Raw genomic sequence first — 25156 nt, forward strand, 5'->3', positions numbered from 1 at the left:
GAGGGATATGTTCAAACGTTTTAAGCGTACCTCTCTTGTAGTGCTGTCGGTAATGACAGCATTGCTGCTCAGCTTGTCTTCATCAGTTCACGCCGAGGAGACGAGTAACAGTAATAATGCGAGGCCAAGTGTTTCTGAGCGAGAAATCACTCAGTTAGCAGGTGCAGATTTCTGGCGTCAAGTAAGGCAAGGGGAAGAAGGTTATACGACTTCTCAATCACCTGAGCACGGTGTATTGATCAGTACACCAGGTCAAACATGGTACATATTGAAAGAGAAGTGGATGTCTCCCGCTGGGGCCATTGCTATTTTTGGTAGCATCTCAGTGGTTATCCTTGCTTATCTTGTTGTTGGCCCTGTTATGTTGAGTAAGCCTCGCACAGGCAGAAAGATTAAGCGTTGGAGTCGCTTGGATAGAGCGCTTCATTGGAGTATGGCATTTACGTTTTTGACCCTAGCATTTAGTGGGCTCATGCTCGTTTATGGTAAGCACTTTCTAAAACCTTACGTGCCAACAGAGCTATGGGGCTTCGTCATCATGCTCGCCAAGCAATACCACAACTATTTAGGTCCTTTGTTTGGCGTGCTGCTTATACTGATTTTGTTTAAGTGGTGGCGAAAGTCTATCTTCAGTCGAGTCGATATTACATGGTTCATGAAATTAGGCGGAATGGTTGGCAAACATAAAGGTTCTCATCCTTCAGCAGAGTTCTCTAATGCGGGTGAAAAGGCGCTCTTTTGGTTATTGATTGTGGCAGGCTCAATCGCCGCATTCAGTGGCTTAGTTCTGGATTTCCCTATATTTGGCCAGACTCGTCGAGATATGGAGCTTTCTAACCTTGTTCACATGTTGTCAGCACTGATTTTGATCTGTGGCTTCGTTTTTCACATCTATATCGGTCTTTTTGGTATGGAAGGAGCGTTGGAAGCGATGGTAACAGGTGAGGTTGATGAAACATGGGCCAAAGAACATCACGATATCTGGTATGAAGAAGTCATGTCTGAAAACGTAAAAGAGAGTTCAGTAGAAGAACATAGTAAGCAGGGGAGAAATAATGAACAAACATCATAACGGTATATGGTTTGCTTATGTCGCTAGCTTGTTTACGCCGCTAACTTGCTTGCTCTCAGGTGTCGTTGCGATTGTCTATGCCGGGTACCGTTTAGATAAGGGGGAAGACTCTGAAGTCGTTAACTCTCACTACTATGGATTGATCCGGAGTTTCTTTCTAAACCTTACTTTCTTCGTCGTGTTGATCGTGACCATTGCTACGTCAAACGGTGTTTTAATTGGTATTAATGACTACTGGTATAAAAGCTCGATGCTCGACAGTATTGCTTACATTATTCCTATTGTTGGTATGGTGTTTGCCGCTTTAGCCATTATCGTTTGGTTCTATCGCATGTTTAAAGGGATGAAACAGCTTAAAGCGAATCTTCCTCATCAGCCAACGAAAGGCCCTAATCTGTAGTAGATGCTAGATGCCAAAAGAGAAGGGAGATCGTTCATATGATCTCCCTTTTTATTTATTAGGTTGTCCTTTGGATTCTGCTGCGGACTATGTTTTGAATTCACCAAGTGCTGAGCTTAATGTATTACTTGCGTCAGAAAGCGAATCTATTAGTGACGATATATTGTTCACTGAGTCCATGTTATTAGACGCCATTTGGTCGATGCGATTTATCCGTTCTCCAATACCTTCTAAAACGGATGTTTGTTCTTCGGCAGAACTTGCTATTTGATGATTTCTGTCATTAATCAAATCAACGGAGCTAACTAACGATTGTATTTGATCCATAGTTTCTCCGCCGGCGCTCACTCCTTCATTAGCGTGCGTAACACACTGAGATATGGACGTTGACACTTCACCACTAATTCGTTTGAAGTTATTGAGCATCTCTTCAATCTCACCCGTTGAATCTTGAGTTCGCTGCGCTAGGGTTCGCACTTCATCAGCAACTACCGCAAAACCTCGTCCTTGATCGCCAGCCCGAGCAGCCTCAATGGCCGCGTTAAGAGCAAGAAGGTTCGTCTGCTCTGCAATCCCTTTAATGACGTCAAGAACCGATACGATACTATTTGAGTCGGCCTCTAGCTGATTCACCAGTTTTTGAGTGCTGTTGATGGTTTCGTTAACTAATGAGAACTTACCTATCGCTTGTTCCATTGACTGGTTGGTGTTTACAACGATCTGTTTGGTCTTTGAGGTTTGATCAAGTGTATCACTAGTAAGAGTTGTCACTTCTCGAGCTGCAATGCCGATTTCATTCAGGTTAGACGCCACTTCCTTTGTGTCGTTTGTTTGTTCTTGAACTGTCTCATTGGTTATCTGTATAAGATCATTAAGACTGTGAGACGTTGTATCTAATGTACCGTGAGCATTGGCTATGTCACCGACAACTCTTCGTAAACCATTTTGCATGTATTGAAGGTCTTCGACGATGTCTGCCACTTCATCTTTCGCCACCGTTTGAAATTGATGAGTTAAATCTCCCTTACTGAAAATTCGTATTGAATTTTGCGCGGAAGCGACAGAGGTAGCCAACGAACGAATAGTCAAATAAGAGAATGGCAGCGATACCAATAGCGTAATACACACCGTGATGATGAGGTTACGAACAAGCTGGTGCTCATACTCTTCGATTTTAATTACATGATGCGCACTAACCTCTTCAATATTTTCTAGCAACTCAATGACTTCATGAGACAGTTCCTTAGCTAGAGCTTCTACACCCGGCGTCATCAGTTCGGCTTCATGAACATTTCTGATCGCAAGTTCTTCGAGAAGTAGAACTGCTTGCTCTTGCCATTCAAAATGGTGCTGGCGAATTTTAACCAATAACGCATCGAATTTGTTCATTGCCTCAATAAGGAAGGGGCTGATGTGATCTGACTGACGATGTTCAGACACAAAGTTTTCAAGGTCGACAAGGTTTTTCTCGGCTTGTGCACCGTAGGAAGTAAAATGTTCAATCGCGACCTGTTCTTCTTGAAACGCTTGGTCCTCAATATCGAGTAATAGCATTGCACGATAAGCTTGTTCGAAAGCGATCTCTTGTTGCAATTGATGCTCTGTCAATTTTGTTGCTATCTCCGTCATGTGCATATCAATACTAGTAATACTATGCGTACCTTCTGCGACCTTATTGAGCCCTGAAATAGCGATATAGGAATTAATCAGCAGCATAATGACAAAGATGCCAACCAAAAACATAACCTTCTGTTTAATTGATAACTTATTCATCAAAATCACCTTGCTTGCATGAGTACGTTACGCCAGTTGAGCGCTTGTGTTGGCCGAGCATTCTCACCTATGATCTTCAAAAATTGTTCTTTTTGACTGTTAGATATTTCTAATACATCGCTCATGACAAACCACTTTACATCTTCGCTACAAGGAGGTGTCGTCAGGGAACCTTGATAGTGATAATAGGAGAGGTCACTCACCATTAAATCGTTGGCAGATAGCATCGAAGATTTTTCAACGTAACCCACTCGATTTGGCGCGTTATCAAGAAGAGCCTGAAAAGTTTTGTTTGTACTTCCCGTTTTAAACAGAACACCGATGACTGCAAGCGCTCCGACAGAATTCTTGTGAACGAAATGAATTTCTAGCGGGTAGTGCTCACCATCAATTGAATGTTCACTTGGAGAATGAAAATGAAATTGTGCTAAGTCATACTTCTGAGGGCCAAGCATCATATAGCTCGGGTAGTGCTTCTTACCCGCAATATCAATGACGTGATCAGCGGCTTGGACATTCTTATGCTTTTGGTCAAACATATTCATTTGTAGTGTGTGGCCATTATTTACAACATTCAAAGAATGATCACTATAAGAGAGTTGAAGAGGGTAATACGTACCAGATGAGCCAGTAATAATATCAATAGGCGATTGCTGCATACCTTCATTACACATAAAAAAGCTTGGGCTTAAAGTTCCCCATGTATTAGGACCGTTCTTTCCTTTATAACCCCAAGCTGTTTCATGACCTGATTCTGAATACGCCAAACTTGAGAATAATAAGAAGCTTCCTATAAGAAGAATTAGAGGGCATTTGGGCGTTAAGATTTTTATTTGCCCTATATTGATATTCTGTTTAGCCACCCAATACCCTACATCCCAAATTGTGTTCATTTTCATACTGAACCTTTGTTACCAACTAGATATAAATTGAGCATAGTGTCTAAGTGGTAAGTAGGCGAATTTATGAAGAAGGTTGAACTATGAATAGAGACGAATAAAACTAAATGGATGACTCTGCATATAACTGTTCATTTTGGTGCGAATGCATCAAGCTGGTGCATCAAAAACACCGTAAACAATTCCCTTGATGAATGAGCGTGTGATTAAGTCATTGATTTTTCGCCTAGATTGATTTAAATCAAATCAATCTAGCGACCACTTTTCCTATGGCATGCTTGTTGCTCTACCACTCCTAAATAGTGACTGAATCATTCATTTAGTTCTAAATGGCCAATTTTTAGCACCAGAATGGTGCGTAACGAATGAGTAAGGAGAACTCAACTCATGTCAGAATCGTCAGCCCAGATCCAAGGTGTCGTTCAAGTTTTAACACAAAGCTCGGATACACTGTTTCTACTCCTTGGTGCCATCATGGTGTTCCTAATGCATGCTGGTTTTGCATTTTTAGAAGTGGGGACCGTTCGTCGTAAAAACCAGGTTAACGCTTTAGTAAAGATATTGGCGGACTTTGGTATTTCTGCCATCGCCTATTTCTTCATCGGCTACTGGGTTGCTTACGGGGGACATTTCTTTTCAAGCGCAGAAACCCTTTCCCAAGGAAATGGTTATGAATTAGTTAAGTTTTTCTTCCTACTCACTTTTGCGGCAGCTATACCGGCTATTGTCTCTGGTGGCATTGCAGAACGAGCACGTTTTTACCCAATATTGATTGCAACCTTTTTGACTGTTGGTTTTGTATACCCATTTTTCGAAGGCATGATTTGGAACGGTAACTATGGTGTTCAAAATTGGTTTGATACGACTTTTGGTGCTCCTTTTCATGATTTTGCAGGCTCTGTTGTTGTGCACGGCGTTGGCGGATGGATAGCGTTAGTTGCCGTTATTTTCTTGGGAATGCGTAAAGGTCGTATTCGTGCAGGGAAGCATACTAACTTTGCGCCATCTAATATTCCTTTTCTTGCATTAGGTGCATGGATCTTATGTGTCGGGTGGTTTGGTTTCAATGTTATGTCGGCTCAATCATTAGATGGAATTAGTGGTTTAGTCGCGCTAAATTCACTGATGGCGATGGTTGGTGGTATTATTGTCGCATTAATCGCTGGTAAGAATGACCCGGGCTTTATTCATAATGGTCCATTAGCCGGCTTAGTTGCCGTATGTGCAGGCTCTGACCTCATGCACCCAATTGGAGCGCTTGTAACAGGCGGTATTGCTGGTGGCCTCTTTGTGTATTTATTTACTTATCTGCAGAATAATACCAAAGTTGATGATGTACTAGGTGTGTGGCCACTTCATGGCGTGTGTGGCGCGTGGGGTGGGGTTGCAGCAGGGATCTTTGGCCAGACAGTACTAGGTGGCCTTGGTGGTGTTAGCTTTACTGTTCAGCTGCTAGGAACTGTTCTTGGCATTTTAGTTGCTGTTGCTGGCGCGGCTATCGTGTATGGAGCACTCAATAAGATTACTGGATTGAGGTTGTCTGAAGAAGATGAATTCAAAGGTGCTGATCTTGCTATTCATAAAATTTCTGCCGTCAATGAAGATTAATTTGTAGAACGAATACTTAGTTAAGAAAAGAGAAGCAATCGCTTCTCTTTTTTTGTCATGGTTCACATAACCCATAGTAAATTAAGGGAAATAATACTATGGTCTAATGCCATACTCTTCTGATGCAAAAAGATCAGTGTTAGGCTTAAATTAAGTCAGGGCTAAAAGGATATAGCATGCAGTTTCCTTATAAAAATATCGTAATTTTAACAGGCGCTGGAATCTCAGCAGAGTCAGGAATACAAACCTTTAGAGCTCAGGATGGACTTTGGGAAAACCATCGTATAGAAGATGTAGCGACGCCAGAAGGGTTCAACCGTGATCCTGATTTGGTTCAGGACTTCTATAATCAACGCCGTCATAAGTTACAGTCCGAAACCATTCAACCTAATGCTGCACACATTGCGTTAGGAAAGCTTGAAGCAGAGTTAGACGGTCAGGTTACCGTCATTACACAAAACATTGATAACCTTCATGAGCGTGGTGGTAGCCAAAATATAATTCACATGCACGGGGAATTATTGAAATCTCGTTGCAGTGAATCAAACCAAGTCATCGAGCATGCTGGCGATATCAATACAGGTGAACTTTGCCATTGCTGTCAAATTCCAGCTCAAATGCGACCTCACATTGTTTGGTTTGGCGAAATGCCGCTTAGAATGGGGGATATCTACTCCTCTCTAGAAGAAGCAGACCTGTTCATATCAATCGGAACGTCCGGTGTTGTATACCCAGCCGCTGGCTTCGTTCATGATGCAAAAATGCATGGCGCTCATACGATAGAGATAAACTTAGAGCCGAGTGCGGTAGAGAGTGAGTTTGAAGAGAAAAGGTACGGTAAAGCAAGTATTGAAGTACCAAAGCTTATTGAAGAGTTACTAGGGGTTGATACAGAAAACCGCCAATTAGCGTAAGCCTAACTCCGTTAACTTGAAACTCTCAGTCAATTCCTGTTGCTCTGAGAGTTTTTCATTTTATACATAGCTTTGTCTGTTCTTAGTAAAGCTTCGTTAAGATCGGCTTTATTAGTCGATTCGACCCCGTAGCTGTACTTGATGTTCTTATTTTCCAGATCTTCCTTTAGTGCACCCAAGAAATCAGAAGAGCGATTCAATGTCGTCGCCACTACGAATTCATCCCCGCCCACTCTAAAAATAGTTTCTTTATGGTGAGAGGCAGTAACCAACGCTTCTGCAAACTGAATCAAAATTAAATCTCCCTCAGCGTGACCCTTCGTATCGTTCTCTTGCTTCAATCCATCGAGGTCGAAATAGATCAAATCAAACTTCTCTAAGGGGATAGTTGGCAATTTTTTCCGATTATAGAGGCCTGTTAACTCGTCTGTCATAGCTGACTCTTCTGCTTTGCGCATTAACTCTGTTAGTCCAATCGCAATCAAAATGTAAGCGGCCTGCTGAGAACCATCTTCAATAAATGCGTCAGCCAGTTCATATCGGTCAGAAAGGGCATCTAGATAGGAAATTTCTGTAACAATGTCATAGATTTTTGCAAACAGCAGAAGCCTTACACCATACTTTAACTTGGTATTGGTAAGTATTGTCGGCCTAGCAATAAAGTAGACATAGATAATAATCGCTAGCGTATTCGTTTCGAAAACAAGGTCAAAATGGGAGTCGATATACGTACCGTGAGAAACCCAGTACAGAAACAATGAAATACTATAAACAGTAATAACGAATAAAATGACCTTATTAATGGGTTTCAACGATGATTTCCTTTCGCAGACTAATTATTACCTAAGTGTAGCCAAAAAAATAGAGCAGCTAATGCCGCTCAATTTAAATTCAATCGAAATATTAGTTGCCTACTTTAAGGCGCTGGAAATAATCTTCGTATAACACGCTTGCCTCGCCAACCTCATCTTGCCATACGCCTGAATCCATTATCTCTTGGGGAGGGAATATATTGGTGTCATTCGCAAACTCACTAGGAAGCAAAGGGTAGGCAGCTTTAACTGGGGTTGGGTAGCCAATCTCTAAAGCAATCTTGGCCGCATTTTCAGGGCGAAGAAGGAAATCAATCATCTGGTGTGCCGCATCGACATTCTTTGCCCCAGATGGAATGGCTAAGCTGTCCATCCAGAAGATAGCGCCTTGCTCTGGCCAAATAATATCGATAGAAGCGCCTTCTTCACGCGCCATGTACGCAGAGCCATTCCATAGCATGCCTAATGAAACTTCACCCGCAAGGTAAGGATTAGCAGGAAAATCAGAGTTAAACACCAAGACGTTTGGCATTAACTTGCGCAGTTCCTGATAAGCTTCTTCGATCTCTTTTGGGTCAGTGGTATTTGGTGAATAACCTAATTTACTTAACGCAATATGGAAGACTTCGCGAGAGTCATCCATCAACATGAGTTGACCTTCCCATTTACTATCCCAGAAGTCTCCCCAATTACTAAGCGAAGAGCCATCAAGCATATCAGAGTTAACACCAATGCCAGTTGCACCCCAAATATATGGGATAGAATAGGTGTTATCTGGATCAAAAGGTTTGTTTAAATAATTAGGATCTAGGCCAGAAAACTGTGTTAGCTTGCTCTTATCAATCTCTTGCAGCATATCTTCTTTGTGCATTTTTGACACAAAGTAAGTTGAAGGTACGACAAGATCGTAGCCAGAGCCCTGTGTCTTTAACTTGGCATACATGCTTTCATTAGATTCGTAAGTTGAATAAATGACTTTAATCCCTGTCTCTTTTGTAAAACTCGCCAAGACATCATTTGGGATATATTCAGACCAATTATAAAAATACAGCTCTTTGTTCTCAGCAAGAGCCGATTGAGAGAATAAAGTTGCTGCAAATAACGTTGCGACACCTAATTTACTTTTCATGGTACTTCCAATTTTTGTAACAAGCTTAAGCTTGCATATCTAACTGATAAAATATGACATAAGCATAGAAAAAAATTCGTATTTTTCAAATATATAACGACAAATATTAATTCGACAATGATCATCAAGGCATCATAACCCAACAATCAATATTCGCAATATGTGTTCGAGCGCAACCGTTACGTTCTTGCTGTTAATCTATCTTTACTAATAAACTGAGATAGCATCACTAAAACTAATGAGACGATTAACATAACGGTTGCTAAGGCATTCACTTCAGGTGAAATCCCCACCTTAACCATTGAATATATTTTCAATGGTAAGATTTCATAGGCAGGCCCAGTGACAAACGAACTAATGATGACATCGTCCAATGAGAGCGTGAAGCTCAATAACCAACCTCCAGCAACGGCAGGTTTAGCAATAGGTATGATGATTTTAGTAAAGATCGTCCATTCACTAGCACCTAAATCTTTGGCAGCCTCTAACATTTTCACATCAAACCCCTTTAACCTGCTGTATACCGTAACAACGACAAATGGTAAGCAAAAAGTGATGTGTGCGATAAGCAAAGTAAAGAAGCCGAGCTGTACTCCAATGACTAGAAATAGCGCTAAAAAGGAGATAGCCATAACAATATCAGGAGACATCATGACAATAAACAGAAGCCCATTAACGGCTGGTTTCCCTCTAAATTGATAGCGAAATAGAGCCACTGCAGTCAAACTGCCAATAATAACCGCAGCGGTAGCAGAGAATACCGCAATGTGAATAGAGTGCCACGCCGCTTGCATTAAGCTGTCATTATTAACCAACGCTTGATACCACTTGGTCGTAAAACCACCCCATTTCATTCCAAACTTATTGCTGTTAAAAGAGTTAACAATCAATACGATAATAGGCAGGTACAAGAATGCATAAACCAGTGTAATAAAACTGAATTTAGTGAATCGCTCCATTAGTTACGCTCCTCATTACGATTAAACAGCTTGCCTGCTTTATAATAGAGAAACAACAACGCAGCCATCGCAGTGGTTAATGCAATACTGGTTGCGGCGCCAAAAGGCCAATCCCTAGCGTTCAACACTTGGCTCTTTATCACGTTACCTATTAGTAGGTTTTTAGCCCCGCCTAATAAATCAGCCACATAAAACATGCCCAAAGCGGGAAGAAGGACCAATAAACAGCCCCCTATGATTCCAGGCATGGTTAAAGGAAGAATAACCCTGACAAACGTTTGAAATTTGTTGGCACCTAAATCTTTCGCCGCTTCTAAATATGACTTATCTAATTTTTCAATCGTTGAGTAGAGTGGCAAAATCATAAAGGGTAGTAAGACATACACCAAGCCGATCATTACCGCCGACTCTGTGTACATTATCCTCATCGGTTTATCGATTATCTCTAAAGCTAGCAGCCCTTTATTCAACACGCCTTGAGTACCCAGGACTATTTTTAATCCATATGTGCGTATCAAAGAATTGGTCCAGAAAGGGACGATAACTAAAAACAACATTATCGGCCTAATATGAACGGGCATTTTAGTAATGAGATAGGCAAACGGATAACCGATGGCAAGACAAAGTAATGTTGCTACTGTAGCCATGTAGAAAGAGTGCCAAACCACTTTTACATATAGCGGGTCCATTAAACGAACGTAGTTATTAAATGTAAACGTGAAATCAATCAGGTTCGCTTCATCACGAGTCAAAAAGCTCGTCACAATGATCATAAGGTTTGGTACAAGAACAAATAGGGTCAACCAACCGATGATAATCGTTAGAACTGTATTTCGAAAATTAAACAGTTTGAGCATTAGTGAGCACCACTTCCCAAGTTTCCACCCATGTAATCGCCACTTTTTGACCTAAGGAGTGGTCAACATCAGGATCATCTTCGTTAAAGAACTCACTCGTCATCACACGCATGCCTGAAGGCAGCTCAATGACGGAATCTAGCGTCATTCCTTTGTAGGTTCTATCAATGACATGGCCAACAATACCAGACTCTTCAGACTCTCTTATTTCTGTCACTTTTAAATCTTCAGGTCTCAGTAGAACATTAAGAGAATCACCTTGTTTCACGGGTTTACTGTAATGAACAACGGATTCAGCGCCTTCAATATTGACGAGTATTTTTTCATCATCGATACGTGAGACGACTATCGCAGGGAAGTTGTTAATTTCACCAATAAACTCGGCAACAAATAGGTTTTGGGGTTCTTCATAAATTTGTCTTGGCGTTCCATCTTGCTCGATCACACCGTCACGCATGACAATGATTCGGTCTGACATCGATAACGCTTCTTCTTGATCATGAGTCACGAAGATAAATGTAATACCAAGTTTACGTTGTAACTGTTTAAGCTCGATTTGCATCTGTTTACGCAATTTATAATCAAGAGCTGATAATGATTCATCAAGGAGAAGTACTTTTGGTTTGTTCACTACAGCACGAGCGATAGCAACCCGCTGTTGCTGTCCACCTGACAGCTGATGGGGCATTCGATTCGAGTATTCTTGCAAGCGAACCATCTTAAGTGCATCTAACACTCTCGTTTTAATCTCTTCGTTCGCCACTTTTTGCATGCGTAAACCGAACGCAACATTTTCATAAATGGTCATGTGAGGAAACAGTGCGTAGCTTTGAAAAACGGTATTTACATGTCTATGTTCTGCAGGAACATTTGTGATGTCGAAGTTGTCTAAAACGATACCACCAAGATCTGCTTGTTCAAACCCAGCAATTAACCTCAGTACCGTTGTCTTTCCGCAGCCAGAAGGGCCTAAAATAGTAAGAAATTCACCATGGTTTACATCAATGGAGAGGTCATTGATTACCTGTTTACCATCAAAGCTTTTACTAATCGCAGATAATTGAATAATTGGTTTTGTATTGATCGTTGGTGTATTCAAAGTTTCTGCTCTTCTTGTTGATGAGTTGGCTATCTTTCATTCGAGTGTAATACAAGATCGAATAATGGGCGGATGATAATCATCAATACAGTGAATTTAAAGTGTTTTTACATTGAATTTACGTAATTTCTTATTAGTTACCGCACTAGTTTGAAAAATACAGCATGACAAGTGACTAAATTGAAGAATAATCATACGAATATGTAAGAAAGTTAAGATAAACAACAGATCAGATTTTCGAATATATGCTATTTAAGTATAATGCGGCTACTTTTCATTAATAAGTAATTTAGAGCAATCGATATTGCTACGGACAAAGAATGAATAACGATATTGAAAAAGACTTCAACCTCGGTGGCAGTGTAGAAAAAGCCCTGTCAGGCAATTACGAATTAAAAGTAGGAGAGGTTTTAAAAGAAGCAGGCAGCATTACAGTTAAGCACTTTCTCTCTTTCTCACCCGCTGTGATGATTCTACTGTTTGTGCAGCTTGCAATCTTCTATATTGCACTGAAACTGCAGCTAGGCGATCCATCGGTAATATTGACGGTCCTCGACAATCCAGAAGGCTTTAACCAATCGATGGTGCAAGCTATATTCGTTGCAAACTTTAGCTACGAAGTCGTCAGCGCCCCAATTTTTGCTGGGATTAGTTTAATGGCGATGAGCCATACAGCAGGGCTTAATACAAAACTACGCCATATAGGTAAAGGGTTGCAGTTCACCGTTCCTGTTATTATCGCCACGCTTATTGGCCTTGTACTTCAAGGGATTGCGGGTGCAGTACTGCCATTTGTATCTTTATACTTATCTTTGGCTTTTAGTAACTCAATCCTGCTTGTCTGTGAAAAGCGCGTATCACCACTGCAGTCGTTATGGATGTCGTTACGTGCCGTCAATAAGAAGATATTCACTATTGCAGTGATCTATTTTGCGGTAACGATGATGTTTATTGCCGCTGCAATGTTCTACGGAATTGGATTGATCTTTGTCTTGCCATTTTTCTTCCACGTGAAAGGCATTATCTATCGCAATATGTTCGGAATTAAACTGAAGATTGTTGCATCAGACAAATCTGATGATGACACACCTAGTGACGATGATACTCCTAGCAATGATGACCACGATAAAGATTCTAAGGTGTTCAATGCGTAATAACCTTATATTTTTAGCGATCACATTTGGTTTGTTGGCTGGAGCAATTGTTTGGAAAAACAATCAATCAATATCAGAAATTGAAACTGAAGTTGTCGAAGAAGATGAACAGCGTGAAATCATTGTTGCTGCAAAGAACATAAGTGACGCACCAGACTTTTCGTTAATCACCGATATCCAAGAGAAGAAAAGCACATTCTTTGATTACTTGAAGCCAGGAGTTGCATTAGAAAATGCTCGCATCATTAAAGAGCGTTCAAGGCTTGAGAAGATTCAAACGCGCTTTGAGTCTGGAGAGTTAACGTCAGAAGACACATCTTACGCTAAGCGCCTCGGTGATTTATATCATGCAGACCTTTCATCTGAGGGGGTCACTGAACAGTGGCTAGACAGGATGTTTCATCGTGTCGATGTATTACCAGAAGCGTTAGTACTGACGCAAGCGGCAAAAGAATCAGGTTGGGGCACATCTCGATTTGCAACTAAAGCAAATAACTATTTTGGTCAGTGGTGTTATAGTGCTGGATGTGGTGTTGTTCCAGAGCATCGAACAGATGGAATGACACATGAAGTCGCTAAGTTTAGTTCTGTTCAAGAGTCTATTCATCGTTATTTTATGAACGTAAACCGCAATAGAGCTTACCAAGAGCTAAGAGATATTCGCTTTGAACTTCACTCCAATAATCAAGATCTGTTAGCAATAGAAACAGCTCTTGAGCTTACTAACGGTTTAATTCGCTACTCTGAGCGTGGCGAACCGTATGTTTTAGAGTTACAAAGTATGATTCGATTTAACCAACCATTCTGGTCTAAATAATAAGAAGTTATATGAAGAAATTATCGTCGCTATTATTAGCCACTACAGTACTGATTTCAGCTTTCCCTCTGTCTGCTGAAGAGTATAGATTCACATATTCAAAACTCTACAGCCAAATGAAAAATAACCTTAATGAAGGGCACGATGACGTAAAGGTAGGTTTTTTCTTTATCAATCAAGAAACGCGTCAGTTGTGCAACATTGAGAAAGCGTGGATGGAAAAAGAAGAGCATTACGAAGAGTTAAAAGTCGCATCTAATCGCGAACTTTTAGTGCCTCTTGACGAGAACCTACGTGGTGCTAATCCTCTTGTGTATGTTCATACACAGAACGACATGCAATGTGATTTTTCTATGGTTGTGACGACTAAAGAGCCACTGAGCAATGTCGTCAGCTATGAGCAGATCGCTAAATATGTTCCACAAATGAAAACTCTTCTCGATGACTTAGGCGGCATGTTCTCGAGCTGGTTCTCACCAGATGTTGAAGGTGTAACTCTTGAGTTTGGTGACCGCCTGAACGCTAATATCGAATTATCTCAAGGTGGCTTAATTCCAATTGAGAATGGCGTAGCTACCGTTTTATTAAGTGATATTGGTCTGGGTGGTGAGATGACACTCCCTCAGGAAACCGTTAGGGTTTTACCTTATATCCCTAAAGCAAATTAATACAACTTCTATTTTGTAATACACCAGATCCAAAAGAGCCGCTATTAGCGGCTCTTTTCTATTTAGTTCGCTGCTGTATTAGACGACAACACTTCCAACCAAACAGCTTTAGTCAATATTGGTCACATCCAAAGCTAAACTAGGATCGAATTCAGTAACGATATCTTCACCAACTGGCGTAATAACTGGCATCTCAGGCTTGTCGAAGCCAATATCGCCACCATTAATAACGCCAGAATCACGATCAATAGATTTAAAATCAAACAAATTATGATCAGCTAGGTGACTAGGCACAACATTTTGCATAGCGGTAAACATGGTTTCGATTCTTCCTGGGAACTGTTGGTCCCAAGTGTTGAGCATCTGCTTAATATTCTGACGCTGCAAGTTTGGCTGAGAGCCGCATAGATTACACGGAATGATTGGGTAATCAGTCATCTCAGAGTATTTAATGATGTCTTTTTCACGACAGTAAGCAAGTGGTCTAATAACGACATGTTCACCGTTATCAGAAACCAGCTTAGGCGGCATTGATTTTAGCTTTCCACCATGGAACATATTTAGAAACAGGGTCTCAATAATGTCATCACGGTGATGGCCTAAAGCTATCTTGGTCGCGCCTAGTTCTTTTGCCGTTTTGTATAAAATACCACGGCGTAACCTTGAACAAAGTGAGCAAGTTGTTTTGCCTTCTGGAATTTTGTCTTGAACAATAGAGTAGGTGTCTTCTTCTACAATTTTATGTTCAACACCAAGGCTCTCTAGATATTCAGGTAGAATGTGGCTAGGGAATCCTGGTTGCTTTTGGTCTAAGTTAACCGCAATCAACTCAAATTTAACTGGCGCAACTTTTTGCAAACCCATTAAAATATCAAGCATAGTAAAGCTATCTTTGCCGCCTGATAAACAAACCATAATTCGGTCGCCATCTTCAATCATATTAAAGTCAGCAATCGCTTGTCCTGTATTTCTACGGATACGCTTTTCTAGTTTGTTGAAAATATGTTGTTGAGCTTTTGTACGCTCTTGGGTCTGCTCAGTCATCTGCTGCTAGATCTCAAAACCAAAATGAAGTGCGTATCATACGTATATATCACCCAGATGCTAGTGATTCTGTGTATTTGAATATTAAAAAGCCCCTTGATATTCGTTAGTCGAACTCAAATCAAGGGGCTAGGGTAGATCAAACATTGGCCTGTTTGTTTTGTCTCTTCTACACGAGAGTAATAACGACGTTAGGCTAAACCGCTGTATTTGGGTCAAGCGGGCTAACATACCCGTGTGGTTTTAGCGCCAATACATCACAGTTAATCTTATCAATCACGTGTTCAGCAGTATTACCAATAAAGACCGCTGATAATCCAGTACGCCCTGTCGTACCAAGAATAACCATGGCAGCGTTGAGCTTAGTTGCGGCCTCTGGAATCACATCCTCAGGCAAGCCTTGTTCAACAATTGTCTGCTCTTCGTCAAACGAATGTTTCTGGCGCAAAGCCTTCATGGAAGTTAGGTGGTGTCCACGGACAGCGTCAGTGTATGTTGTTGGGTCAAACTCTGGTAACTCAATAGTTATGTTAGCAGGTGTCACTGGATACGCATTAACAAGATACGAGTTAGCATCCAGTCTTTCAGATAAGCTATTTAACTGTTTAACCATTCGATCGTTTAAGTCACTGTGAGTGTCACTTTCAGAGCCTACATGAACAGAGGCAATGATGTTTGCATCCTCTGGCCAAAATTCACTTTTGACTAATAAAACAGGGGAAGGGGACTTTCTTAATAGATGCCAATCTGTCGGAGTAAAGATAACCGACTCAAGCACATCATGTGTCCGAGTACCTTTCACTAAAAGATCATGAGAACCAGCAAACACTTCACCGATAATGGCTTCATAAGGTCGGTTGTGCCAAACGACTTTAATTTCAAATTCCACATCGTTGTTTAAATACGGCTCGGCGACTTTTTTCATCCACTGCTCACGCTGATGGATAACTCCCTTCCTCATTGCGTCTCTTTCATCCATTGAAAGCATTGAGGTCATATCGTATGAAAAGTCATAGATTGAAAGAAAGAACATAATGTGGCTAGTTGATTTGCTTTTGGAGGCCAACTTCATAGCTCTAGCTAGAGCAGGCTGTTGATCATTATTAATATCAGCAACGACCAAGATCTTGTTATAAATACTCATACGCGCACCTTAAAATGGTTAGGGCTATATACCTAATGTAGCGCAGATAAGAGAAGAAGTATGAGAAAAAAGAGAGGAAAGGTGGTGGAAGTATGATGTAGCTCATTAACGAGCTACATCATTGAAGTTACTTATGATTCTGTTGATACACCAGCAAGTTTCATGAGTGCATCGTGATCGACGATCGTGATGTATTTGCCTTTAACACATAATATTTCAGACTTTTGAAAACGACCCAATAAACGGCTGATTGTTTCAACAGTTAGACCTAGGTAGTTACCAATATCACCACGAGTCATCGTAAGGCGAAACTCTCTTGGGCTAAAGCCTCGTTGAGAGAAGCGAGTCGATAGGTTATATAGGAAAGCAGCTAAGCGTTCTTCAGCATTCTTTTTAGAAAGCAAAAGAATCATCTCTTGATCGCCTTTAATTTCATTACTCATCAAACGCATAATTTGCTGACGTAACTTAGGCATTTTGCCAGATAAATCATCTAAGATTTCATAAGGAATTTCACAAACCATTGACGTTTCAAGGGCTTGTGCAAAACTAGGATGACAATCGTCAGTAATAGCATCAAAACCAACTAGGTCACCGGCTAAGTGAAATGCAGTAATCTGCTCGTCACCTTGCTCTGTAATAGTGTAGCTTTTGATTGTACCTGAACGAATAGCGTACAGTGATTTGAGTTCATCGCCCGCTTTAAAAAGTTCTTGGCTTTTTTGAATAGGTTTTTTTCTTTCAATGATATGGTCGAGCTGATCTAGCTCAGATTCGCTTAATGTAAATGGGATACACAGCTGGCTAATACTGCAATCTTGACAGTGGATCGCGCAACCGCCGGATGAAATGCGACTTGTACCTGGCTTTTCAGAAATCATAACAACCTTTCACAATTTGATATACATCAATATTTTACCACCGCTTAACACTAAAGGGTAGTTTTAAAAATCAAACTAAATCACGCATTTATAAACTAAATGATAAAAGTATTAACGCGCTGTATGCGGTATAAACGCCATAAGCAAGAATACAGCTGGCCCCAATAGATCGAAATAGTGCGGATTGCTGTATCTTTTTTAAGTGCGTGGCACTATACCCAATTAACAGCATGGCAGGAAGTGTACCAAGCCCAAAACAAAGCATAATGATAGCTCCGTTTACAGCACTTCCTGATACTGCTGCCCAGGTCAAAATAGAGTAGACCAAACCACATGGTAGCCAACCCCAAACAAAACCAAACGGCAAAGCATAAAATGGTTTTTTAAGTGGTAGTAAAGATTGTCCTACAGGGGACAGGTATTTCCAAAATCGCTGGCCTATCTTTTCAAAAGCGAGCAATCCAAACCACCATCGACCGACATACAGAGCTAAGATGATCATAAAAATGGCAGCAACTAAGCGCAACCAAGCAAGTGCTTGGTTAAGTTGAGTGAACTCAATAAGGGTTGAGACGGCGCTACCAATAATAGCGCCAATAGTGGCATAACTAAGTAATCGGCCAAAGTTGTAATAAATAGGGATCATCCGGGAGCCTTGGTGTTGCCCTATGCTTAACGCAGAAGCAAGACCCCCACACATTCCCATGCAATGGCCCGCACCAATAAGCCCAATAAAAAATGCACCGAGCCAATCAATAGACATTATTCTTCGTCCTGTTTTTTCTCTTCTTTGATAGTCGTCTTATTACTTTCAGGTGTGTCATCATCAAAGAGAATGTTGTGACCTTGACGCTCTAAGTCTTCAAATTGATCACTTTTAACTGCCCATAAAAAGACGGCTATAGCGATACAAACAAGGACTATCGCAATCGGGATTAGAATATATAAACTTTCCATTATCTCAGGTGCTCTTTTGGTAACGGTCGTTCTTTAAGTGACCTTTGATCTTTTCGAGCCTGTTCTTGCTCTTTAAGTAATCGCAGCGAATTTGACACAACGATGATAGAACTTGCAGACATACCAAAAGCAGCAACATAAGGCGCAACCAAACCAGCCATGGCTAATGGGAGTATCAACATGTTGTAGCCGAGTGACCACGCTAGATTCTCACGAATGATTTTGCGAGTTCTCAGTGCAAGCTCTCGTGCCTCTAAAAGTCTATCTAATCGATCACCGAGTAATACCATATCAGAAGAAGCTTTAGCAACATCAGTGCCTCCACCCATTGCTACTGATATATGAGCACCTGCTAGGGTAGGAGCATCGTTAATACCATCACCGACCATCATTGTTATATCGTCGTTAACTTGATTAAGGTAGTTGAGCTTATCTTGTGGCTTAGCAGACGCAATAACTGTTTCGATACCAATTTTCTTCGCAACTGTATCGGCATTTTGCTGAGTATCGCCGGTGAGAAGTGTTACTTTAATACCTGCTTCTTTAAAACGCTGTATAAAAGCTGCGCTCTCTTTTCGAATAGGGTCGTTATAAGTAAATGTGGCGATATGAACATCATTGAGAGACAAATAAATACTGTTCGTTTTCGCTATATTTGAATCGCCTAATACAAAATCAGCACTGCCAATTTTAACGGTTTGATCTAAGTAAACACCTAAAATCCCAGAACCAATAACGTTCTCTACGTCGACAACACTTACCGATACAGATGGCTCAAACTGATTAAAAGCTCGAGCAATAGGATGATTAGCATGAGACTCAAGCTCGATAGCCAATGCGATACACGTATCTCGGTTTGTATGGGAAACAATATCAACCTCACTGATCTCGACATTACCAGACGTCAACGTCCCAGTTTTATCAACGATAAGGTGATTAACCTTACATAAGGTTTCGAATACGTGGTTCTTTCTCAGTAGAATACCAAAATTGCTCATTCTCGACGTTGCACAAGTAAGAGCGGTTGGTGTGGCTAATGAGAGAGCACAGGGGCAGGTAGCAACGAGAACTGAAAGCATAATCCAGAATGCGTCATCAGGCCGGGTTCCTTGCCAGTAATACCAAGTACTAGCAGCAATTACTAAGGATACCGCTACAAAATAACGAGCAACGATATCAGCGAGTTTCGCGATTGCAGGTTTTGCTAATTCAGCTTCATCTTGAAGACGGACAATATTTGAGATGACCGAATCCGCTTTTGAAGCTGTCACTTGCAATTCAAATGAGTCGTCACCGTTTATCGTTCCAGCAAAGACAGTGTCAGCTTGAATTCTGACCACAGGTAATGGTTCGCCAGTGAGCATAGATTCATCAATGTGAACCCTTCCTACACTAATCACGCCATCCGCTGGAATATGTTCTCCTGGCAATACTCGAATTCGATCGCCGACCTTAAGAGAGTTAACTGGGATCTGCTCGCCTTCTAGGGTCGTAGCCACTGCTGGTATTAACTTTAATAGATTCCCGCTAGCTGCAGCTGCTTTTCGTCTCGCACGCATCTCTAGGAAACGACCAATTAACAAGAAGAAGGTAAACATTGAAATAGATTCAAAGAAAACTTCACCTTGTTCGGTAACAGTAGCGACAACGCTGGCAACGTAGGCAAAAATTAGAGCAATAGAGACGGGGACATCCATTCCCAATGTTCGTCCACGAATACTACGCCAAGCATTCATATAAAATGGCAGGGCCGAATACACTAATACTGGCGTTGCGAAGATCAAACTTACCCAACGGAAATAGTTTTTGAATTCAGGCTCTAAATCACCAAAGACTTCCAAATACAGTGCAACTGCGAGCATCATAACTTGCATCGTGGCAATGCCAGCGATACCCAATCTATAGAGGTATTGCTTCATTGCATGATGATAAGAGGCTTCATGCTTATCGGCTTCAAAAGGGGCAGCTTTGTACCCTAGGTTATGAATTTTAGAGAGTAGTTCGCTCAGCTTAATTTGAGATTTATCCCAAACAAGCAGAGCTCGGTTAGTTGTAGTGTTCACTCGTATCGACTGAACACCTTTAACCTTACTTAAATGTTTCTCAATCAGCCAAGCACATGCAGCGCAAGACACACCGTCAACAGAGAGTGTCACCTCTGAGCTATTCTCGGTATGTCGCACAAACTCAGATTGAACCTCATCATTGTCATAATGTATGAGGGTCAATAGCTGCTCAGGAACTAAATCAACTTTGTCAGCGGGGGCGGTTCGGTATTGATAATAAGAGATCAATCCACTATCAACGATAGTTTGTGCGACGGTCTCACAACCTGGGCAACACATTGAACGGATTTCTTCTAAAATCTCTACCTTAAAATCCGTGTTGGCTGGTACATCTTCACCACAGTGATAACACGATTTGCACATAATAATTAATTCGACAGTTTAATTGATTGTTCCGTAGGAAATTCGATGCGACCTTGAATTAGCCAATGCTCGTCATGTGGGGTCAGTTCAAGAAACCACGGCCCTTGAAGTTCACTCTCAAGAGTAACTCTATATTGGCCTAATGCATCCGACGTAACAAGCTTAGTGAAATCACGATCAGGAAGTGTACGATGAGCGAACATAGCTGTGATCGCAGGGTAGTGAGCGAGTTCCCCTTTATCTAGCTGAATCACTACAGCGTTACCTTCTGAGCGAACTGTCGCTTTAAGCCCTAACTCTTTAGCAACGTTGACTCGAGAGATATCGATGTTTATACCTTTCCCTTTCTTGTAGTAGTCTTCAGTTACTAGGTGAACCGAATGATTGGTAAGTATGGCGACTCGAACCAATGTTAGCATAGAAACGCCAACGGTTAGGAAGAGTAAAAACCAGGGCCAAAACTGCTTATACCAAGGCTGTTCCATATAATGACTCTCAATATACAATGAAATAAAACTAATGAATTACAAATACTTAACGTATTTACTTTAAAAGAAAAGCAGCCCCTAATAAAGGGGCTGTTATTGAAATGTTACTTATTATTTTTGCTCGGTGTTGCTTAGCCCCCAAACGTAGGCTGAGACAAGTTGAACCTTATCCTCACCTAGGATGTTTTCCCAAGCAGGCATGACACCAGAGCGGCCATACATAACCGTTTCCGTTACGTCTGCACGTGAACCACCAAACAACCAACTTTGGTCTGTCAAGTCAGGGGCGCCAACAGCAGGGTTACCTTTACCATCTGTTCCATGACATGCAGCACAAACTACGAATCGAGCTTTACCAGCGGCAGCTTCGCGAGCATTAACAGAACGTCCAGAAAGACTAAGGGTGTATGTTACAACTTCAGCAACACCATCTTCACCTAAGGCATCTTTCCACCCTGGCATTTGACCAACACGCCCATGCATAACTGATGTTACGATCGCTTCTGGTTCACCACCATATAGCCAAGCGTTATCAGTTAGGTTAGGGAAACCTTTTTGACCACGTGCATCTGAACCATGACACTGTGAACAGTTTTGTAAAAACAAACGTTGTCCAACTTTAACGGCTTCTTCATCTGCAGCGATCTCTTCGATTGCGCGTAAATCAGTGCCGTTTGCATCATAAGCAAGGCTCTTAAATGCTTCACCAAAATAGGTGTCTGCATCATCAAGTTCTTTTGCATATTGGTCGAGTTGCTTGTTAGCTTGCGAAGCCGCAATTGACGCACGAGACTCTTCCATTGAACGAACAGTTTGATCTGAACTTGTCCAACCAAGAACACCTTTGAAGTTACCTAAACCCGGATAAAGCGCGAAATAGACAACTGCAAAAACAAGCGTACTAACAAATAGGTATGACCACCATTTTGGTAATGGGTTGTTTAGCTCACGAATACCATCGTATTCATGGCCCATATCTTGCCCTTCTTCGATGCCAGTTTTGTCGTTAGAACACCAGCGAAGCAGGGCAGCACAACCAATCAAGGTACCAATAGTGATTACAGTTACAAAAATACTCCAGAATGTACTCATTACTTGGTCACTCCTTGACTAGTAGTTTTTGCCGGAATTTCGTCATCAAAAACCAAATTCGCATCTTCATCGAAGCGAGACTTACGGTCTTTACCGTATGCCCACCACACGATACCAATGAAACAAGCAAAAACGGTAACAGTCCAAATACTTTGAAAAGTAATAATATCCATAATTAAGCCTTATTTCATTGCGTGGCCAAGAGACTGAAGATAAGCGATGAGTGCATCCATCTCTGTTCTACCTTCAACATCTTGCTGCGCGTTAGCGATTTGTTCATCCGTGTACGGTACGCCAAATTGATTACGGAAGATTTCTAGTTTCTTCTGAGTCAATTTGCCGTCCAGAATATTTGTATCAAGCCAAGGGAAGCCCGGCATGTTTGATTCTGGAACAAGCTCACGAGGATTCATTAAGTGAACACGATGCCACTCATCAGAATAACGCTCACCAACACGAGCTAAATCTGGACCTGTACGCTTAGAGCCCCATAAGAATGGATGTTCCCACACATGTTCGCCAGCAAGAGAGTAGTGGCCGTAACGTTCAGTTTCAGAACGGAAAGGACGAATCATTTGGCTATGACACACGTTACAACCTTCACGAATATAGATATCACGACCTTCCATCTCTAAAGCTGTATAAGGGCGTAAGTTCTCTACTGGTTCATTGGTTTGCTTTTGGAACATTAGCGGAGCGATTTCTACTAGTGCGCCAAAACTGATCGCAATAACAATTAGAATTGCTAATAAACCAACGTTTTTCTCGATTAGTTCATGCCAGTTTTTAGTTTTATTGCTCATTCTATAATCTCCTTAAGCCGGTTGCGGGATAGCTTTAAGGCTATCTTTAGGCGCGGTGATTGTCTTGTACGAGTTGTATGCCAATAAGAACATACCTGATAGGAAGATTAGACCTCCAACAAAACGTACGAAGTAGAATGGGTAAGACGCTTCTACTGACTCTACAAAGCTGTAAGTCAATGTACCGTCTGAGTTAACAGCGCGCCACATTAGGCCTTGCATAACACCAGAAATCCACATAGCAACGATATAAAGTACAGTACCAATTGTCGCTAACCAGAAGTGAACGTTGATTAGAGATACTGAATACATACGCTCTTGACCGAACAAGCGAGGGATTAAGTGGTAAACAGTACCGATAGTAACCATTGCAACCCAACCTAACGCACCAGAGTGAACGTGACCAACAGTCCAATCTGTATAGTGAGAAAGTGCGTTTACTGTCTTAATTGCCATCATTGGACCTTCAAAGGTGGACATACCATAGAAAGACAAAGATACAACTAGGAAGCGAAGAATAGGGTCATAGCGAAGTTTATGCCACGCACCAGACAGCGTCATAATACCGTTGATCATGCCACCCCAAGAAGGAGCAAAAAGAACCAATGACATAACCATACCTAAAGACTGAGTCCAGTCAGGTAATGCTGTGTAATGTAGATGGTGTGGACCAGCCCAAATATATAGAGATACTAGCGCCCAAAAGTGAACAATCGATAAACGGTAAGAATAAACAGGGCGTTCTGCTTGCTTAGGAACGAAGTAGTACATCATACCCAAGAAACCAGCTGTTAGAAGGAATCCAACCGCATTGTGACCATACCACCACTGAATCATGGCATCTATAGCTCCTGAGTACATCGAATACGATTTACCAAGTGATACCGGGATTGCCATGCTGTTTACGATATGTAAAACAGCAACCGTGATAATAAAGGCCCCAAAGAACCAGTTTGCTACATATATATGAGAAGTAGTACGTTTGATTAATGTCCCAAAGAACACAACCGCGTATGCAACCCAAACAAGTGTTATAGCAATATCAATTGGCCACTCTAGCTCTGCATATTCCTTACCTGAGGTTAACCCTAAAGGTAAAGTAATTGCAGCAGACAGAATTATTGCTTGCCATCCCCAAAAGGTGAATGGGACAAGCGGACCACCGAATAGACGAGTTTGACAGGTGCGCTGTACAACATAATAAGATGCTGCGAAGAGGGCACTCGTACCAAACGCGAAAATAACCGCATTAGTATGCAGTGGACGTAAGCGACTGTAAGTCAGCCACGGCGTATCAAAGTTTAGCTGGGGCCAAACTAGTTGAGCGGCAATCAAAACACCAACAGCCATGCCGACAATACCCCAAAGAATGGTTACAAGGGTAAATTGACGAACGACTGTATAGTTGTAGTTTTGTTCAAGCTGCTTTTCTTGGCTCATTTGCATGCTTCCATTTTTTTATTAACTACACTTTACTTCCAACACGACACTTTACTTTCAACAAAACAAGTGTCGTAATGCCACCCAAATCCTTTGGAAATATAACCCTTATATTGGCGTTTCAATTCCATCATCAACTTTTAAAAAGTGGCACTTTCAACGCGAAACTATACTTGAATTAACAATTTAATGACAGCTCAGTAACCTTGCGAATGGTCAGGTTTTGTGGGTTTTTTTTAAAAATTTGAACTTAATAGCATGGAGAAACAATTTCAATGGCAGCACAGCCCCTTACTAAAGGACGTTTTGTTCAAATAATCATCACCTTGTCTGTGTTGGTTGGCGCTTTTACATGGCGCACTATTAACCATTCACAGGTCCAATTGGTCGACTGTGAAAATCAGATTAGTTGTACATTTAATGTGAAAAACATTGCTCTTGAGGCAATATTCACCCAAGACTTATTAAAAATAGAAGTTAACAGTTCCAACATCGATATCTCAACCATGTTGGAGCCTATTCATTTGCATGAGCAGGCAACCGAGTGGAAATTGCCCGAAGAAAAGGAAAGTGATGTCATATCTTTGGAGATAACCTTAGAAAATAACGACGTACATCATGTAAACCTCATAAATTATCCATAATAAGAATTAACAGATTGAAACAGCAGGACTCAAGTGTGTATTGTTGTTTAACGTAATACTCTTTCAACACAAC

Annotated in this window: 25 protein-coding genes and 1 pseudogene; 8 read left to right on the forward strand and 18 right to left on the reverse strand. The window is 41.3% G+C overall.

Features of this window, described 5'->3' with window-relative positions:
- The first annotated feature begins 7 nt into the window (after positions 1–7).
- Together L4C54_RS00885 and L4C54_RS00890 are read left to right on the forward strand one after the other, a co-directional pair.
- Positions 8–1072: a formate dehydrogenase subunit gamma gene (locus L4C54_RS00885; protein WP_428806715.1), complete on the forward strand. Its 1065-nt coding sequence runs from the start codon at positions 8–10 to the stop codon at positions 1070–1072.
- Positions 1056–1472 carry a hypothetical protein gene (locus L4C54_RS00890; RefSeq protein ID WP_428806716.1) on the forward strand — a complete coding sequence of 139 codons (417 nt, stop codon included), beginning with the start codon at positions 1056–1058 and terminating at the stop codon, positions 1470–1472. Before L4C54_RS00885 ends, L4C54_RS00890 begins: the two co-directional genes overlap by 17 nt.
- A gap of 87 nt (positions 1473–1559) precedes the next feature.
- Here L4C54_RS00890 and L4C54_RS00895 read toward each other — a convergent pair whose 3' ends face one another.
- Positions 1560–3245: a methyl-accepting chemotaxis protein gene (locus L4C54_RS00895; protein ID WP_428806717.1), complete on the reverse strand. Its 1686-nt coding sequence runs from the start codon at positions 3243–3245 to the stop codon at positions 1560–1562.
- Between the two features lie 5 nt (positions 3246–3250).
- The gene (locus tag L4C54_RS00900; RefSeq protein WP_428806718.1) at positions 3251–4144 is read right to left on the reverse strand and encodes a carbonic anhydrase; all 894 of its coding nucleotides are present in this window, start codon (positions 4142–4144) and stop codon (positions 3251–3253) included.
- Between the two features lie 387 nt (positions 4145–4531).
- On the opposite strand from L4C54_RS00900, the gene L4C54_RS00905 reads away from it, so the two are divergent.
- Complete coding sequence (locus L4C54_RS00905) at positions 4532–5752, forward strand: ammonium transporter (protein WP_428806719.1); 1221 nt, start codon at positions 4532–4534, stop codon at positions 5750–5752.
- A 176-nt stretch (positions 5753–5928) separates the two neighbouring features.
- Positions 5929–6666 carry a Sir2 family NAD+-dependent deacetylase gene (gene cobB, locus L4C54_RS00910; RefSeq protein WP_428806720.1) on the forward strand — a complete coding sequence of 246 codons (738 nt, stop codon included), beginning with the start codon at positions 5929–5931 and terminating at the stop codon, positions 6664–6666.
- Between the two features lie 29 nt (positions 6667–6695).
- Here cobB and L4C54_RS00915 read toward each other — a convergent pair whose 3' ends face one another.
- The 5 genes from L4C54_RS00915 to potA form a co-directional block, all read right to left on the reverse strand.
- The gene (locus tag L4C54_RS00915) at positions 6696–7478 is read right to left on the reverse strand and encodes a GGDEF domain-containing protein (RefSeq protein ID WP_428806721.1); all 783 of its coding nucleotides are present in this window, start codon (positions 7476–7478) and stop codon (positions 6696–6698) included.
- Between the two features lie 91 nt (positions 7479–7569).
- Complete coding sequence (locus tag L4C54_RS00920) at positions 7570–8607, reverse strand: extracellular solute-binding protein (protein ID WP_428806722.1); 1038 nt, start codon at positions 8605–8607, stop codon at positions 7570–7572.
- Between the two features lie 179 nt (positions 8608–8786).
- A complete protein-coding gene (potC, locus tag L4C54_RS00925) occupies positions 8787–9566 on the reverse strand; it encodes a spermidine/putrescine ABC transporter permease PotC (protein ID WP_428806723.1) in 780 nt (259 codons plus the stop codon).
- Positions 9566–10423 (reverse strand): spermidine/putrescine ABC transporter permease PotB, encoded by an 858-nt coding sequence (potB, locus tag L4C54_RS00930; RefSeq protein ID WP_428806724.1) that lies wholly within the window; start codon positions 10421–10423, stop codon positions 9566–9568. The genes potC and potB overlap by 1 nt, the downstream gene beginning before the upstream one ends.
- On the reverse strand, positions 10407–11522 hold the full coding sequence (gene potA / locus L4C54_RS00935) for a spermidine/putrescine ABC transporter ATP-binding protein PotA (RefSeq protein WP_428806725.1): 1116 nt from the start codon (positions 11520–11522) through the stop codon (positions 10407–10409). Before potA ends, potB begins: the two co-directional genes overlap by 17 nt.
- Positions 11523–11842: 320 nt before the next feature.
- Between potA and L4C54_RS00940 the strand changes: the two genes are divergently transcribed.
- The 3 genes from L4C54_RS00940 to L4C54_RS00950 are packed head-to-tail and all read left to right on the forward strand — an operon-like array spanning position 11843 to position 14161.
- The gene (locus L4C54_RS00940; RefSeq protein ID WP_428802007.1) at positions 11843–12676 is read left to right on the forward strand and encodes a DUF2189 domain-containing protein; all 834 of its coding nucleotides are present in this window, start codon (positions 11843–11845) and stop codon (positions 12674–12676) included.
- Complete coding sequence (locus L4C54_RS00945) at positions 12669–13493, forward strand: glucosaminidase domain-containing protein (protein WP_428806726.1); 825 nt, start codon at positions 12669–12671, stop codon at positions 13491–13493. Before L4C54_RS00940 ends, L4C54_RS00945 begins: the two co-directional genes overlap by 8 nt.
- Before the next feature lie 11 nt (positions 13494–13504).
- Positions 13505–14161, forward strand: coding sequence for a DUF2987 domain-containing protein (locus L4C54_RS00950; protein WP_428806727.1), 657 nt, complete (start codon positions 13505–13507; stop codon positions 14159–14161).
- Positions 14162–14269: 108 nt separating this feature from the next.
- On the opposite strand, the gene ttcA is transcribed toward L4C54_RS00950, so the two are convergent.
- The 11 genes and pseudogenes from ttcA to ccoN all read right to left on the reverse strand — a co-directional run bounded on the left by ttcA (position 14270) and on the right by ccoN (position 24439).
- Positions 14270–15205: a tRNA 2-thiocytidine(32) synthetase TtcA gene (gene ttcA, locus L4C54_RS00955; protein WP_428802004.1), complete on the reverse strand. Its 936-nt coding sequence runs from the start codon at positions 15203–15205 to the stop codon at positions 14270–14272.
- Between the two features lie 196 nt (positions 15206–15401).
- Entirely contained in the window at positions 15402–16349 is a 948-nt protein-coding gene (uspE, locus tag L4C54_RS00960; protein WP_428806728.1) for a universal stress protein UspE, read from the reverse strand.
- A 131-nt stretch (positions 16350–16480) separates the two neighbouring features.
- Complete coding sequence (gene fnr, locus L4C54_RS00965; RefSeq protein ID WP_428802002.1) at positions 16481–17230, reverse strand: fumarate/nitrate reduction transcriptional regulator Fnr; 750 nt, start codon at positions 17228–17230, stop codon at positions 16481–16483.
- A gap of 88 nt (positions 17231–17318) precedes the next feature.
- The gene (locus tag L4C54_RS00970; RefSeq protein WP_428806729.1) at positions 17319–17993 is read right to left on the reverse strand and encodes a sulfite exporter TauE/SafE family protein; all 675 of its coding nucleotides are present in this window, start codon (positions 17991–17993) and stop codon (positions 17319–17321) included.
- Complete coding sequence (gene ccoS / locus L4C54_RS00975) at positions 17993–18187, reverse strand: cbb3-type cytochrome oxidase assembly protein CcoS (protein WP_428802000.1); 195 nt, start codon at positions 18185–18187, stop codon at positions 17993–17995. Before ccoS ends, L4C54_RS00970 begins: the two co-directional genes overlap by 1 nt.
- Before the next feature lie 65 nt (positions 18188–18252).
- A pseudogene (locus L4C54_RS00980) lies at positions 18253–20616 on the reverse strand (heavy metal translocating P-type ATPase); the annotation flags it as partial.
- 5 nt (positions 20617–20621) lie between these two features.
- The gene (locus L4C54_RS00985) at positions 20622–21101 is read right to left on the reverse strand and encodes a FixH family protein (protein WP_428806730.1); all 480 of its coding nucleotides are present in this window, start codon (positions 21099–21101) and stop codon (positions 20622–20624) included.
- 114 nt (positions 21102–21215) lie between these two features.
- A complete protein-coding gene (gene ccoP / locus L4C54_RS00990) occupies positions 21216–22196 on the reverse strand; it encodes a cytochrome-c oxidase, cbb3-type subunit III (RefSeq protein ID WP_428801998.1) in 981 nt (326 codons plus the stop codon).
- Complete coding sequence (locus L4C54_RS00995; RefSeq protein ID WP_428801997.1) at positions 22196–22369, reverse strand: cbb3-type cytochrome oxidase subunit 3; 174 nt, start codon at positions 22367–22369, stop codon at positions 22196–22198. Before L4C54_RS00995 ends, ccoP begins: the two co-directional genes overlap by 1 nt.
- A 9-nt stretch (positions 22370–22378) precedes the next feature.
- On the reverse strand, positions 22379–22999 hold the full coding sequence (ccoO, locus tag L4C54_RS01000) for a cytochrome-c oxidase, cbb3-type subunit II (protein WP_428801996.1): 621 nt from the start codon (positions 22997–22999) through the stop codon (positions 22379–22381).
- Between the two features lie 12 nt (positions 23000–23011).
- Positions 23012–24439 carry a cytochrome-c oxidase, cbb3-type subunit I gene (gene ccoN, locus L4C54_RS01005; RefSeq protein WP_428801995.1) on the reverse strand — a complete coding sequence of 476 codons (1428 nt, stop codon included), beginning with the start codon at positions 24437–24439 and terminating at the stop codon, positions 23012–23014.
- A 275-nt stretch (positions 24440–24714) separates the two neighbouring features.
- On the opposite strand from ccoN, the gene L4C54_RS01010 reads away from it, so the two are divergent.
- Positions 24715–25083 (forward strand): hypothetical protein, encoded by a 369-nt coding sequence (locus L4C54_RS01010; RefSeq protein ID WP_428801994.1) that lies wholly within the window; start codon positions 24715–24717, stop codon positions 25081–25083.
- The last annotated feature ends 73 nt before the right edge of the window (positions 25084–25156 follow it).

It is taken from the genome of Vibrio lamellibrachiae, assembly GCF_050337265.1.
GTDB classification, from domain to species: Bacteria; Pseudomonadota; Gammaproteobacteria; order Enterobacterales; family Vibrionaceae; genus Vibrio; species Vibrio kyushuensis.

What these genes read in the sequence shown, in the direction of transcription:
- L4C54_RS00885 (WP_428806715.1), top strand. Translation starts at nt 8, where the DNA reads ATGTTCAAACGTTTTAAGCGTACCTCTCTTGTAGTGCTGTCGGTAATG.
- L4C54_RS00890 (WP_428806716.1), top strand. Translation starts at nt 1,056, where the DNA reads ATGAACAAACATCATAACGGTATATGGTTTGCTTATGTCGCTAGCTTG.
- L4C54_RS00895 (WP_428806717.1), bottom strand. Translation starts at nt 3,245, where the DNA reads ATGAATAAGTTATCAATTAAACAGAAGGTTATGTTTTTGGTTGGCATC.
- L4C54_RS00900 (WP_428806718.1), bottom strand. Translation starts at nt 4,144, where the DNA reads ATGAAAATGAACACAATTTGGGATGTAGGGTATTGGGTGGCTAAACAG.
- L4C54_RS00905 (WP_428806719.1), top strand. Translation starts at nt 4,532, where the DNA reads ATGTCAGAATCGTCAGCCCAGATCCAAGGTGTCGTTCAAGTTTTAACA.
- cobB (WP_428806720.1), top strand. Translation starts at nt 5,929, where the DNA reads ATGCAGTTTCCTTATAAAAATATCGTAATTTTAACAGGCGCTGGAATC.
- L4C54_RS00920 (WP_428806722.1), bottom strand. Translation starts at nt 8,607, where the DNA reads ATGAAAAGTAAATTAGGTGTCGCAACGTTATTTGCAGCAACTTTATTC.
- potC (WP_428806723.1), bottom strand. Translation starts at nt 9,566, where the DNA reads ATGGAGCGATTCACTAAATTCAGTTTTATTACACTGGTTTATGCATTC.
- potB (WP_428806724.1), bottom strand. Translation starts at nt 10,423, where the DNA reads ATGCTCAAACTGTTTAATTTTCGAAATACAGTTCTAACGATTATCATC.
- L4C54_RS00940 (WP_428802007.1), top strand. Translation starts at nt 11,843, where the DNA reads ATGAATAACGATATTGAAAAAGACTTCAACCTCGGTGGCAGTGTAGAA.
- L4C54_RS00945 (WP_428806726.1), top strand. Translation starts at nt 12,669, where the DNA reads ATGCGTAATAACCTTATATTTTTAGCGATCACATTTGGTTTGTTGGCT.
- L4C54_RS00950 (WP_428806727.1), top strand. Translation starts at nt 13,505, where the DNA reads ATGAAGAAATTATCGTCGCTATTATTAGCCACTACAGTACTGATTTCA.
- ttcA (WP_428802004.1), bottom strand. Translation starts at nt 15,205, where the DNA reads ATGACTGAGCAGACCCAAGAGCGTACAAAAGCTCAACAACATATTTTC.
- uspE (WP_428806728.1), bottom strand. Translation starts at nt 16,349, where the DNA reads ATGAGTATTTATAACAAGATCTTGGTCGTTGCTGATATTAATAATGAT.
- fnr (WP_428802002.1), bottom strand. Translation starts at nt 17,230, where the DNA reads ATGATTTCTGAAAAGCCAGGTACAAGTCGCATTTCATCCGGCGGTTGC.
- L4C54_RS00970 (WP_428806729.1), bottom strand. Translation starts at nt 17,993, where the DNA reads ATGTCTATTGATTGGCTCGGTGCATTTTTTATTGGGCTTATTGGTGCG.
- ccoS (WP_428802000.1), bottom strand. Translation starts at nt 18,187, where the DNA reads ATGGAAAGTTTATATATTCTAATCCCGATTGCGATAGTCCTTGTTTGT.
- L4C54_RS00985 (WP_428806730.1), bottom strand. Translation starts at nt 21,101, where the DNA reads ATGGAACAGCCTTGGTATAAGCAGTTTTGGCCCTGGTTTTTACTCTTC.
- ccoP (WP_428801998.1), bottom strand. Translation starts at nt 22,196, where the DNA reads ATGAGTACATTCTGGAGTATTTTTGTAACTGTAATCACTATTGGTACC.
- L4C54_RS00995 (WP_428801997.1), bottom strand. Translation starts at nt 22,369, where the DNA reads ATGGATATTATTACTTTTCAAAGTATTTGGACTGTTACCGTTTTTGCT.
- ccoO (WP_428801996.1), bottom strand. Translation starts at nt 22,999, where the DNA reads ATGAGCAATAAAACTAAAAACTGGCATGAACTAATCGAGAAAAACGTT.
- ccoN (WP_428801995.1), bottom strand. Translation starts at nt 24,439, where the DNA reads ATGAGCCAAGAAAAGCAGCTTGAACAAAACTACAACTATACAGTCGTT.
- L4C54_RS01010 (WP_428801994.1), top strand. Translation starts at nt 24,715, where the DNA reads ATGGCAGCACAGCCCCTTACTAAAGGACGTTTTGTTCAAATAATCATC.